Source organism: Candidatus Thiodiazotropha sp. CDECU1, assembly GCF_963455295.1.
Classification (GTDB): Bacteria; Pseudomonadota; Gammaproteobacteria; order Chromatiales; family Chromatiaceae; genus Thiodiazotropha.
On the sequence record NZ_OY734020.1, the window covers coordinates 4349708 to 4362568 of the forward strand.

A 12861-nucleotide genomic window follows, 5' to 3' on the forward strand; every position below is an offset into this window, starting at 1 on the left:
AAATTAGATATTTATTATAAACTAATCGACTCGCCCAACCAATATGGAAGAGTCTCATGGCCAGTCAAACCAGTAAAAAGAAGGCCGCGCCGGCAAAAAAACAGCGCGCCGCCAGTGGTACAACCACCCGTAAGAAGCAGAGCGTAACAAAGCCGGCTGCGACAACCCGCAAAAAACAGACTGCAAAAAAGCAGCCTCCAAAATCTGCTTCAAAAACAAAAGCCAAGCAGACCACAGAGACTACAAAGCCAGCGAATGAAAGCCGCATCCTGCCTGGACTGATGCAGGGACTGCAATCGGTCTTCGATAAGATCCACAAAGACAGCCGTGAGCGTGAGGACCACCAGGAAAAGATCATCGAGGAGTTCAGCGATCGCTTGACCCAGGCCTTCGAACAGAGCCATTCCGAAACGGAAGAGAAAGAGAAGCTGCTCCTGGATAGATTGGAAGCGATTGAGAAGGAGCAGTCGTACCGGATCCAGCGAATCAAGCTCTTTTCCCTGCCGGGGACGCTGATCGCGGTGGCCGCCCTGATCTATCTGTTCTACGTGGTACACATCATGGAACGCTCCATGACCAGCATGTCCACCGACATGAATCAGATTAGGCACCATATCGCATCCATCGGGAGCGATACCCACACCATGTCAGGCGGCGTAACCCAGATGAATCAACATATGGCGCAGACAAACAAGAACATGAAGGCCATCACCTCCCAGGTAAAGGGCATGAACGGCAATATGAACCACCTCACCCGGAATGTGGGCGTGATGACCAACGACGTGGGGGCAATGTCACACACCGTGAGCCCGGTGATGAACGGGATGCGAAAATTCGTACCGCTTTTTTAATCCTGTCCAGAGACAAAGGGTATCTTTAACCCCTCGGCGCCTGACGGTTGTCTTTCCGGACAGACACTAACTATCCCCAAAACTGATTCCAATCCGTTTCGCACTGACCACCCAGGGGTGGTCGGTGGGGACCAGTTTTTTGTTGCCCGCCACCTCCGTAAGGGGCACGGGTACGGCGAGTTCACCCTTTGCCGCCACCATGACACCGAACACACCTTTCGATATCAGGTCGGTACAGGCGGTTCCCAGGCGGGTAGCGAGCAGCCTGTCCGCGGCGGAGGGTGTACCGCCCCGTTGCAGATAACCGAGGATGGTCACCCTCGATTCGAGCCCGGTCAACTCCTCAAGCTGGCGGGAGAGGGTAACCGTATGGTTTGCATGGGCGGCCTCGAATGCGGCCAGTTCCGCTTTTGCCTGCTTGCGATCCTTCTTGTTGCCGGCCTCATCCTTTCTTTCCCTGAGCATCTGATACTGCTCAGATTCGCCTTTTGGTAGCGCACCTTCCGCCACCGCAACGATACTGAAGTGTTTACCGCCTACAGCGCGAGCCCTGATGGCCTCCGCAACGTTTTCGATGTCGTAGCCGATCTCGGGCAATAGTATGACATCTGCGCCGCCCGCCAAGCCTGACCCCAGGGCCAGCCAACCGGCACGATGCCCCATGATTTCAACCACGATGATCCGATGATGGCTGTGAGCCGTGCTGTGCAGGCGATCGATGGCGTCCGTGGCTATACCCAATGCCGTATCGAAACCGAAAGTTGTATCCGTGTGCGCCACATCATTATCGATGGTCTTGGGCAGGGTAATAACGTTGAGCCCCTTTTCCACCAACTGCAAGGCATTTTTCTGCGTCCCGCCGCCACCGATACAGACCAGGGCATCCAGGTGGTGGGCCTGATAATTCTCAACGATGACATCGGTCATATCCTGGCGTTTGCCGTTGAAGTTCATGCGGTGGGGTTTTTCCCTGCTGGTGCCCAGAATGGTGCCACCCCGGGTGAGAATCCCCGAAAGTGTGGTGCTATCCAGTTGCATGATGCGGTTTTCAACCAGGCCACGAAAACCATCACGTATTCCTATTACCTGCATATCGTAGAAATTGGCAGCCGCCTTGCCAACACCCCGAATTGCTGCATTAAGGCCAGGGCTGTCGCCGCCTGAGGTCAATATTCCGATATGAATGGTCATTGAGGCTCCTATATCGATTTCCCACTAAGTCTGCATGAAAGAGTGACGACCTCTCCCAGTCAGGCAATGATACACTACAACAATGCATTGGCTGCAGAGCTCCTCGGCAGATTCCAGCGCCGGCCAGCCTTGAATGATAGCCAGTGGCTCATTCGCCCCCTAGCCAGCGAATGGAGGATGTATGTCGAATCCGCATCCGCTGCTTACCGTCTCGATGATAGATCCAGCCGCGCACCTCGAGCTCAGTATCCAGGAGTGAGTCCGGATCATCGATATTGAACCTTCGCCAATCGTCCCAAGTAATGCGTAGTGCCAGGCCACCATCAAGGTTCAGCCATACGCCACTCCGGCTTTGGCCTACCCGGACGATGTAACCGGTAAGAATATGAAAACCTGTCTCAATGCCGCTTAAGCCCGAGGCATCTTTCATGGGGAGACGCCAAACCCCTTTGTTTTCCTTGCGCGCCTCCCTTTCCGCATCCTCGTAGCAGCCATGGTTTCTCAGATTGGGTGGCACAGCAATGAGATATCCCGCCCCTTGCATCAACAACTGACGATTAATGCTTTCCCCATGACGATCATATAGGTGGGCCAAAAAGCGACCGTACCTGTCCTGTTCCTCGCTACCCATACATATGCTGACCAAACCGCCACTACGCTTCACCAACCCCTCGAGCTGGTGCTTGGCCTGCAGCGCATGCGGCTCGTTTGCCGACCCCTGACCAAGTTCCGGTGTATTCACGCCAATCAGTCTCAGCCTGCGCCCGTCCCTAAGGCGCAAGGTATCACCATCATGGATGGAGGCGACTGGAAGCAGGTCGGCACTGCAGGGTGAGCAGCTTGCGGCTTGAGAGAGGGAGGGGAGGAGGTGGGAGAACAACAAAAAGGCCCCGCAAAGCGGAGCCCTTTTTAACATCTCGACCAGTGACGCCATGCAACTACACAGCGGCGAGTACTGGATTAACGGCTGTACTTCCTGCGGAACTTGTCCACACGTCCAGCGGTGTCGACGATCTTTTGTTTGCCTGTATAGAAGGGATGACATGAAGAGCATACCTCCACATGTATCTCCTCCTGGCCCAGCGTGGAACGCGTGAGGATCTCATTACCACAGCTACATACGACTTTGATCTCCTCATAACGAGGATGAATATCCGGCTTCATGATTGACTCTCTTATGAGAATGACATCGTTGACGATCTGCCCCAAGGGCAGGGAAAGAGCGGAATAATATGCCAAGACGTCCGTCAAGGCAAGCCCCTCTACTGTCGAGAGGGCCTGATGGGGAAATCCAGCACCTTGCAGGCCCTGTGATCTGCCTCGGAACGACTTCTGATATCACCCTGCAGGTAGCCCAACAGGCCCTGGGGTCCCACCATGTGGTCCCACATCATGCTGGAAATCTTCACACAGGCACTGATCGGCGAACGATTTCTACGCTCCTGATCGATACGCCATTGCAGCTGTCGCATCCGTTGCTGCCTCTCCTGCGGGAGTGCGGCGATGAAGTCATCAATGGCTGCCTGACGCATATCCTCGAAACGCATCGGGTCCCTCTCCGCCAATTGGAGGAGATGATCGAAATCCAGGTTTCGGTTGCTTAGCTGCGTCATCGATCAAGCCTCGTACTCCCACTATATAAAGAAAATTATCACAGCAACTCGAATATGTCCCCGATGAAAATTCCTGAAATGTCATAATGGCGCACCTACGAGCACCTACTTTGCCCATAAAAACAGAGGGTTATGCCAATTACCATGGAAACGACAATATTTTGACTACAATCATCGATCCAGCTGGCCCTCACCACCAGCGACCTCCCTGGCCTCAATAATACGGTCCAACCTTATCGATCGAATCACTTTATCTTCCTGTTTTACAACCAGATACTCGGCCCTATCACGGGTTACAACATCGATCGGCACGACCCTGGCCCGACACCTATTTCCCCCTTCGTCATGCCAATTAATATCCAGCATCGACCGTCTCAAGACAGCATACTCATATGTCTCATGCTGGGAACATGCCACGGGTCGATAGTCATCATTCATGTCTCTAATACCATTGCTGCATTTGCTATTGGTGCCAAAGCCAACTTAAAATCGTTATATTAACTTGACCTTGGATCGCGTTTTTAAAGATAAACACTAAAGGGCTTGGATGTATGTCGAACATTAAGAAAGAGATCGAGAGCCTTAGAGCAAAGATAGCACGACTGGAAGCCGAGCAAAAAAAGGCCGAGGTGGTAAATAAAGCGCTCAGTAACGCCAGCAGTCAAATCGATAAGATTTTGAAAGATAATGGAATTAATTTCGAAACCTACATCCGACACAACTATAAAAGGGTCAACCGCATAATCCAAAAGATTACGGGCCAAGCCGACAAGACAAAGGCCAAAACAAAACCCTCGACAAAGAAGAAGCTCGCGCGCAAGGGCCAGCGCAGCAGTAAAACAGTAGCCAGCATAAAGATACCGGCAGGGAAGTATGGCAACCTACCCAACAACCCAGATCAGGTCTTCGAGGTCAAGGAGAAAGGCCCTAGACCAAAACTCCTTAAGGGTTATGCTGAAGAGGTAGGATTGGAAGCCTTCATGAACCAGTGCCGTCTCGATTAACGTCCGCCAGCTCTAATAATCTAACGGGTCGCTTGTTTGATCGGTCTAGGGCCTGTTAACACTAACCCAAAGCACTCTGTTGTGCCTGAAAAAGCGCCAATCAAGGCGCGAGGAGAGAAGTTTGGTCACTCCAAATGAACGACGAGCAACGCTGAGTGGCGCTTTTTCAGGCGTAACCCGAAGGGCTGGGGCTGTTTTTGCGCCCAGCAGAGTGCTTTGGATTAGTGTTAACAGGCCCTAGGCCGCGTTAAGCGGGCCGGGATCAGCCATATCCAATGGCATTGGCCGCACAACCCCAAATCCCTGGGCATAGTCCACGCCAATGTCGATCAGCTGCTCCAGGGTCTGATCATCCTCCACGTACTCGGCAATGGTCTGCAGGCCCATCAAATGACCGATTTCATTGATCGATTCCACCATGGCCTTATCCACCGGGTCATTCACCATGTTTGAAACAAAGCTGCCATCGATCTTCAGGTAGTCCACCGGCAGGCGCTTCAAATAGGAGAAAGATGACATGCCGGTACCGAAATCATCTAATGCAAAACGAAATCCACGGCGCTTCAACAGACTGATGAAGCGAGCCGCCTGATCCAGCCGGCTGACTACCGCGGTTTCGGTAATTTCAAACGAGATCTTGTCTGCGGGAAGGTCAAATTTGCGCAGCTGTTCCAAGATATGTTCGTGTAGTGTGCCATCCCCCAGGGATTGGCCGGAGAGGTTTATGGCACACAGCCCCAACTCTTCCATTCGCTGCGGATTTTCCGATAACCATCTGAAGGCATGACTGATGACCCAGCGATCGAGCGTGCCCATGATGTTGTAACGTTCCGCAGCAGGAATAAAGGCCCCGGGCATGATCTGTTTGCCTCGCTCATCCTGCATACGCAACAGCACTTCAATATGTTCGTCACCGATGGCCGTACTACGCAGCGACATAATCGGCTGTTGCAGCAGAGAAAAGCGTTGTTGATCCATGGCGCTTTCGATCCTTCCGACCCAGCGCATCTCACCCTGCTGCCGTTTAATCTCCTCGTCGTATGGCTGAAACACATGGATCCTGTTTCTTCCCATGTCCTTGGCCACATAGCAGGCCGCATCGGCGGAACTGAGCGCACTGTGAGGACTTTCCGTATTCGGACCTATCGCGACGATGCCAATGCTCACCCCGGTGGAGAAGGCTCTCCCTTCCCACGAGAATCGAAAATCCTTGATCACACTGCAGATCTTGCTGGCAAGGCGTTGCGCCCGTTCAAGTTGGCAGTTCTCCATCAACAAACCAAACTCATCCCCACCAAGACGGGCCAGCACATCGTCACCCCCGATGGTGCGCTGTAGCCGATGAGATAGCTGGCGTAACATCATATCCCCAGCAACATGACCACAGGTATCGTTGACCAGCTTGAACTGATCGAGGTCCATATACAGCAATACATGTTGTACGCCATGATCTTTACTATTGGCGAAGGTCTCTCGCAGCCGTTGATCGAAGGCATGACGATTCAGCAGGTGGGTCAGGGAGTCGTGAGTCGCAAGAAAACGCATTTCCCGCATCATGGAACGGGTAGATGTGACATCCCTGAACACCGTAACCGACCCCTTGAACTTGCCACTCTCTTTAATCGGATAGGTTGAGTACTCAACCGGAAAAAGTGTTTCGTTTTTGCGCAAGAAAGACTCATCCTTGACCCGAACCGATTCCCCTCGCTTGAGCACTGCACTGTTGAAGGATTTCCCCGCCTCATCGAACATGCGCACCCGGGTGTGTATCTGTTGATTGAGCAATTCTTCCTGGGTATAGCCGAGCATCTCTGCCGCCGCCTTGTTAATGAAGCTACAGGCGCCACGCTCATCGATACCAAATATGCCTTCCCCAGTAGACTCCAGTATCAGCGACATCTTTTTGTTTACCGCCTCTAGCTCACCGGAGGATCTTTCAAGGGAGTGATGTGCCAACTGGTGCGCTTGAGTACGTTCGTAGTTTTCTATGGCAAAGGCGAGATCGCTGACCATTTCATGCAACAGGTCATGAATCGTGAGGGTAAAATAGCTGCGCTCCTGGGCATACACAGTAAGTGTCGCAACCACCTGTTGATGGGTGACGATGGGAAACACCGCCGCCGAGCGACTCCCGCTGAGCTTCGCCAGGCGATGCCAGGGCGTTTTCCCAGGATCCACATCAACTTCATCAATTACCGACGGACATTTTCCATATACCGATATGGCCAGCGGACTGTCTGCCTGTGGGTTTGTGAGGTCGAGCTCGAATGTGCAGGCCTTGAGACTCTCAAGATTGATCCCGGCGCTGGCAATGGGCAGAATATTTTTACCCATCTCATTGACCTCGCCGATCCATGCCGCGTTGAAACCGCCAAAGGTCACCGCAATGTCACACACCCGCTCAAAAAGCACCTGCGGCGATCGATTGCGCAGTATCGTCTTACTGGTTTGGGAAAGCGCGGAATAGAGTCCCTTCTGCCTATTCACGACCTCTTCCCGTTTTGCAATCTCCCCGGCCATATGCTTGAAGGCTTGAGACACCTGGGTTAATTCATCATGTTCCGGTAGATTCATCGCCGCCAGATAGTTACCGCGTGCAAGCTCCAGGGCAACCCGCTTCAGACGTGATACCGGAAACAGCAATGCCTTGTTCAACACCCAAGCGAGCAGGAGCAGGCTGAGCAAAAAGCCCATGGCATAGAAGATGGCACGTTGTTTTATGATAACTGCCAACTGCTGATAGATTTGGCCTACAGTCTGGCCATCAACACGGGCAGGAGCGAGCGTCACCGATTCTGCAACGGCACTGCTGCTGCCGCTCATCTGGCGATAATCGAGATACACATCCACTGTGAAAAGGCATAGGAATAGCACCGCCATAACCGCGGCAACTTTGCTATTCAGTTGCATATCGTCATCATGGCACTACAAGTGCCAGATCCCCCACAGGCTCAAGTTGGACTGGAATCTATAGACCGCTCACTCCGGTTCATCACCTTGGCGATAGGATCGGAAACCATGGGTCCGGTTCGCTCCCTGCGTGACAGCTCGCGTATCCAGATTAGACGATGGGCTGTTGAAGCTCCTGAACAAAGCATATCTTATTTTTATGATGTCCACTTAAATTAATACCTTACACCCAGTATGTAAAGAATTATTTAAGTAGTTCTGTTAACTTCAAACATTGCGATCAGATCATTGAGGAATCTTAATCCCAAAGGGGTGGGGCAGAGCCTTCCGTCCACAGGATACAACAGCCCCTTTTTTATCGCCCCATTCAATGGCTCCCCCATGTACTCCAGATCCAGGCCAGTGGTCGCGCTAAAGAGTTCCGCCTCCACGCCATCGCACAAACGAAGCGCATTCATCATGAATTCGATTACCAGGTCTTCGGCTTGTAATACACGCTCACCCTGCAGAAACGGCACGCCCCCCTTTGCAGCGGCAAGGTAATCGTTGGGATGACGTCTTTTCCAGCGCCGCCTTATCACACCATCCTGTGTGGAGAGCTTGCCATGTGCACCGGCGCCTATGCCGATATAGTCACCGAAGCGCCAATAGTTGAGATTGTGTCTGCATTGTTCTTGCGGGTGGGAGAATGCGGAAATTTCATACTGTTGGAATCCCGCCCTCAGCAACATCTCATGGCCCTGCTGCTGTATCTGCCAAAGCCTCTCCTCATCCGGCAGATCCGGGGGTGATTGATAAAAAGGGGTATTGGGCTCAAGGGTCAGCTGATAGTAGGAGAGATGGCTCGGACCCAATCCTATGGCTGCCTGCAGATCCCCCTGAGCCATTTCCAGGGTCTGTGCCGGCAACCCGAACATCAGGTCAAGATTGATGCGCTCGAAACCCGCCTGCTTTGCCCGCTCCACCGCCATGACAGCTTCATCGGGGCCATGGATACGCCCCAGGGCCTGCAAGGAATCGGGATTCAGGCTCTGTATCCCGAGGGAGAGACGATTGATGCCCGCTTCCCGGTAACCGGGAAGACGCTCAGACTCCAAGGCCCCCGGATTGGCTTCCAGGGTTATCTCCAGCGCCTCATCCAAGGCCATCACTTCTGCCACCCCGGACAGCAATCCCTCGATACTCTGTGCTGAAAACAGGCTTGGTGTTCCGCCGCCTATGAATATTGTCTGCAGCGGCCGCCCTGCCACCAATTTCTGCTCCCCACGCAGGTCTTGCAGCAGGGCATCCACATAGGCCAGCTCCTGGATGGGCCCATGTCGGGTATGCGAGTTGAAATCACAATAGGGGCACTTCCGGGCGCACCAGGGGATATGGATATAGAGAGAGAGTGGAGGGGGCTTTAACACACCGTTAGCGGCAATCGCCGGAGAACCTGACCCCATGCATCAGACCAGACCATTTTCTACCGATCCGATTCCATCAAACCCGACGGCGGGTCTCGCCGTCGGGTTCAGTATGCGGCGTCGATCAAACACCGACGATGACACTACGCCTTGTCACGGGACTGCAGATAGGCAAAATCGGAAATCGCCCCCCACTCACGTGAGCCTTTGAGAAAACCCATATAGGAATCGTACACCTTCTTTGCAAAGGCATCCTTGGCGGCAAGCTCCTCCACCACCTGGTTTGAATATTTACGCAAGGTCTCCAGCACATCACCGGGATAGACGCGGATGTCCACCTTGTGTTTCTCGACCAGGGTCTTCAAGGCCGCCGGGTTGCGCGCCGTATACTCGGCCAACATCTCCTGATTGGCTATCTTGCAGGCATTGATGACGATCGACTGCAGGTCTTTCGGCAATGCATCATAGGCCTTCTGGTTGATGATCGCCTCGAGAGTGGTGCCCGGCTCATGAAAGCCGGGGTAATAGTAGTATTTTGCCGCCTTGAACAGACCGAAGGCCAGATCATTGTAGGGATTGACCCACTCCGTGGCATCGATGGCACCCGACTGCAGCGAGGTAAAGAGCTCCCCGCCCGGCAGGTTGACCGGTGTGCCGCCGGCGCGCTTGAGTACCTCACCACCGAGTCCGGGGATGCGCATCTTCAGCCCTTTCAGGTCACCGACACTTTTGATCTCCTTATTGAACCAGCCCCCCATCTGCATCCCGGTATTACCCCCCGGCGCGGGTATCAGGCCGAAGGGTTTATACAGTTCCTGCCATAACTCCTGGCCACCACCAAAGTAGAGCCAGCCGTTCATCTCCTGTGCCGTCATGCCAAACGGCACCGTGGAGAAAAACTGGGCGGTCTCGCTTTTCCCCTTCCAGTAATAGGCGGCACCATGTCCCAGTTCAGCGGTACCCCTTGAAACCGCATCGAACACCTCAAAGGCGGGCACCAGCTCTTTCGCGCCATACACCTTGACATGCATCCGCCCGCCACTCATCTCATTGATCACCTCGGCCAGCTTGTTGGCGCCGGTACCCAGTCCCGGAAAGTTCTTCGGCCAGGTGGTAACCATCTTCCACTTGATCTGCGGCTTCGCCTCGGCAACCCGCAGACCTGCCATACCGGCACCCACAGCCAGGGTCCCACCACCAGCACGTTTCATAAAATCACGACGTTTCATGCCTCTCTCCTGTTCTGTTTATGTTGCTACTCGAACATCGAACATAGTGAATGACATCCTATGTTCCGCTGAAATCCTGGAATAATCCACACTACATCAACTCTACAAAAACCTAGATTAGTATCCATCATAAATTCAATGGACCCTGCTAGGTGCCTGACGGTTGTCTTTCGCAGTAGCGGCAGGGATGCCGCGTAAGCCCTGTCAGCACACCCCAAGGGCACTTCCTTTGGGCGCAGGGATGTGCTGTCGGGGCGTCGGAGAAAGACAACCGTCAGGCGCCGGGGGGCATAAAAATCTCTAAGTTTTTTAAGCTAACTCCCGTTCAATTCCTATAACAAAAAAAGCATTCAACAGGGAGAAAGATTGGCATAGGCCACCACCAGCCATTTGCTCCCGACCTCTTCGAAATTCACCTGCACCCGGGCGCTGCGGCCCTGGCCTTCCGCATTCAACACAACACCCTCACCAAACTTGCTATGACGCACCCGCTGGCCAAGACTGAATCCACTCAGCTCAGCCACCTCCAGGTGGGGCGGACTGCCATATATGGGATGGCTGGTGGCGGGACCGGCCCGCACCTCCGACATCAATTCAGCCGGCATTTCCCGAATAAAACGGGACGGGAGAGGATAGCTGTCACTACCGTGCAGTCGCCGGCTCTCGGCATGACAGAGATAGAGTTCACGCATGGCGCGGGTTACCCCCACATAGCAGAGCCGCCGCTCCTCCTCCAAACGCGCCGGATCATCCGCCGACATGCTGTGGGGAAACAGTCCCTCTTCCATACCGACCAGGAAAACCAGGGGAAACTCAAGTCCTTTGGCGGAGTGCAGGGTCATTAACTGGACACAGGGCTCCGCGGGATCCCCCTGTGCTTCACCCGCCTCCAGCGCGGCGTGGGAGAGAAAGGTGGAGAGCTCATCCAACTCTTCCTCTGCATTGGCCTCATAGCCAAACTGACGGGTGGCGTTGACCAGCTCCTCCAGATTCTCCTTACGGTCGATACCCTTGCCATCACGGCTCTTGTCAAAGTGGTCGGGTAGTCCACTGGCTTGCAGCGCCTGCTCGACCTTTTCAGGCAGGGAAAGGTTTGCACAATTCAAGCGAAGCTCATCCATCAGGTCGAGAAAACCCTGCAATGCCGTTGCCGCCCGCTTTGCCATCGCCCCACCTTGCAATAAATCGCAAGCCGCCTGCCACAGGGAGCAGTCGAAATCCCTGGCATGGGCGCGCACCGCATCCATGGTCTTGGGACCGATCCCTCTCGGGGGCATATTGACCGCCCGCTCGAAGGCCCCGTCATCCTGAGACGTATTGATCAGTCTCAGGTAGGCGAGGGCATCCTTGATCTCCGCCCGCTCGAAGAAACGCAGGCCGCCGTAGACACGATAGGGGATGGCGGCCTGCAGCAGCGCCTCCTCGAAGAGACGTGACTGGGCGGTGGTGCGGTAGAGTATGGCCGCCTCCGAGCGGCTGTTGCCCTCATCCACAAACTGCCTGATTCTCTCCACCACAAAACGCGCCTCATCGATTTCGTTGAAGGCGGCATAGAGCTTGATCGGCTCACCCTCACTGTCCTGGGTCCATAACTGCTTGCCCAGACGCGAAGGATTGTTGTTGATCAGGGCATTGGCGGCATTCAGGATATTCCCGCTGGAACGGTAGTTCTGCTCCAGGCGCACCAGGGTTGCTGATTCATAGTGGGACTGGAAGCTCTGGATATTCTCCACCCGGGCGCCGCGCCAGCCATAGATGGACTGATCGTCATCACCCACCACGAAGAGATTGTTACGTGGACCGGCAAGCATCCTGAGCCAGGCGTACTGGATCGAGTTGGTATCCTGAAACTCATCCACCAGTACATGTTGAAAGCGCTGCTGATAGTGCTGCAGGATATCCGGCCTGTCCCGCCATAGCTCATGGGCGCGCAGCAACAGCTCCGCAAAATCGACCTGGCCGCCCCGCTCACAGGCACCCTGATACTCACTGTAGAGACGGATCATCTGCTGTTGATAGGGATCACCCCCATCATCCAGATGCTGCGCGCGCAGCCCCTCATCCTTGCGCCCATTGATGAACCATTGGATCTGTCGTGGCGGCCATCGAGCCTCATCCAGATCCAGGTTTTTCAACAGCCGCTTGATGAGTCGAAACTGATCGTCGGAATCGAGTATCTGAAAGCTCTGAGGCAGACCCGCCTCTTTCCAATGGGCCCGCAACAGGCGGTGGGCCAATCCATGAAAGGTACCGACCCACATCCCCCCCAGCGGCTGACCAAGCAGATCCTCGATGCGGTAACGCATCTCCTTCGCCGCCTTGTTGGTGAAGGTGACCGCCAGAATCGACCAGGGCGATACGGCCTCTGCCGCCAACAGCCAGGCGATGCGGTGCACCAGGACCCGGGTCTTGCCACTGCCTGCCCCTGCCAGCACCAACAGATTGCCGATGGGTGCGGTTACCGCCTCACGCTGCGCGTCGTTCAGAGGATCGAGTATGGGAGAAACATCCATAGTGGCTAGTTTACTCATCCGACGGTGACAAAAGCCACCATTTGCAGAGGTTTTCCAACCACTCCGTTCAGCATATGGACCCGGTTGCCTGTCAAGTCAGCGACGATGGGGGGGATTGAAATCCATGGCAAGGGCGGCCCGGCC

At 54.4% G+C, this 12861-nt stretch carries 11 protein-coding genes; 2 read left to right on the top strand and 9 right to left on the bottom strand.

What is annotated here, in order from left to right:
• Nucleotides 1-56 precede the first annotated feature (56 nt).
• Entirely contained in the window at nt 57-851 is a 795-nt protein-coding gene (locus tag R2K28_RS19875; protein ID WP_316367211.1) for a hypothetical protein, read from the top strand.
• Nucleotides 852-917: 66 nt separating this feature from the next.
• Here R2K28_RS19875 and R2K28_RS19880 read toward each other — a convergent pair whose 3' ends face one another.
• The 5 genes from R2K28_RS19880 to R2K28_RS19900 all read right to left on the bottom strand — a co-directional run bounded on the left by R2K28_RS19880 (nt 918) and on the right by R2K28_RS19900 (nt 4093).
• Nucleotides 918-2042: a 6-phosphofructokinase gene (locus R2K28_RS19880; protein WP_316367213.1), complete on the bottom strand. Its 1125-nt coding sequence runs from the start codon at nt 2040-2042 to the stop codon at nt 918-920.
• Between the two features lie 148 nt (nt 2043-2190).
• Nucleotides 2191-2976: a thermonuclease family protein gene (locus tag R2K28_RS19885; RefSeq protein WP_316367215.1), complete on the bottom strand. Its 786-nt coding sequence runs from the start codon at nt 2974-2976 to the stop codon at nt 2191-2193.
• 26 nt (nt 2977-3002) lie between these two features.
• Nucleotides 3003-3206, bottom strand: coding sequence for a 50S ribosomal protein L31 (rpmE, locus tag R2K28_RS19890; protein WP_316369787.1), 204 nt, complete (start codon nt 3204-3206; stop codon nt 3003-3005).
• Between the two features lie 98 nt (nt 3207-3304).
• A complete protein-coding gene (locus R2K28_RS19895; protein ID WP_316367216.1) occupies nt 3305-3655 on the bottom strand; it encodes a DUF3135 domain-containing protein in 351 nt (116 codons plus the stop codon).
• A 171-nt stretch (nt 3656-3826) separates the two neighbouring features.
• Entirely contained in the window at nt 3827-4093 is a 267-nt protein-coding gene (locus tag R2K28_RS19900) for a WYL domain-containing protein (protein WP_316367218.1), read from the bottom strand.
• A 113-nt stretch (nt 4094-4206) separates the two neighbouring features.
• Between R2K28_RS19900 and R2K28_RS19905 the strand changes: the two genes are divergently transcribed.
• Nucleotides 4207-4659 carry a hypothetical protein gene (locus R2K28_RS19905; RefSeq protein ID WP_316367219.1) on the top strand — a complete coding sequence of 151 codons (453 nt, stop codon included), beginning with the start codon at nt 4207-4209 and terminating at the stop codon, nt 4657-4659.
• A 237-nt stretch (nt 4660-4896) separates the two neighbouring features.
• Here R2K28_RS19905 and R2K28_RS19910 read toward each other — a convergent pair whose 3' ends face one another.
• The 4 genes from R2K28_RS19910 to uvrD all read right to left on the bottom strand — a co-directional run bounded on the left by R2K28_RS19910 (nt 4897) and on the right by uvrD (nt 12717).
• Nucleotides 4897-7569 carry an EAL domain-containing protein gene (locus R2K28_RS19910; RefSeq protein WP_316367220.1) on the bottom strand — a complete coding sequence of 891 codons (2673 nt, stop codon included), beginning with the start codon at nt 7567-7569 and terminating at the stop codon, nt 4897-4899.
• A gap of 248 nt (nt 7570-7817) precedes the next feature.
• On the bottom strand, nt 7818-9014 hold the full coding sequence (gene hemW / locus R2K28_RS19915) for a radical SAM family heme chaperone HemW (protein WP_316367222.1): 1197 nt from the start codon (nt 9012-9014) through the stop codon (nt 7818-7820).
• A 104-nt stretch (nt 9015-9118) separates the two neighbouring features.
• Complete coding sequence (locus tag R2K28_RS19920; RefSeq protein WP_316367223.1) at nt 9119-10204, bottom strand: TRAP transporter substrate-binding protein; 1086 nt, start codon at nt 10202-10204, stop codon at nt 9119-9121.
• Nucleotides 10205-10554: 350 nt separating this feature from the next.
• The gene (gene uvrD / locus R2K28_RS19925; protein ID WP_316369788.1) at nt 10555-12717 is read right to left on the bottom strand and encodes a DNA helicase II; all 2163 of its coding nucleotides are present in this window, start codon (nt 12715-12717) and stop codon (nt 10555-10557) included.
• Nucleotides 12718-12861: the final 144 nt, after the last annotated feature.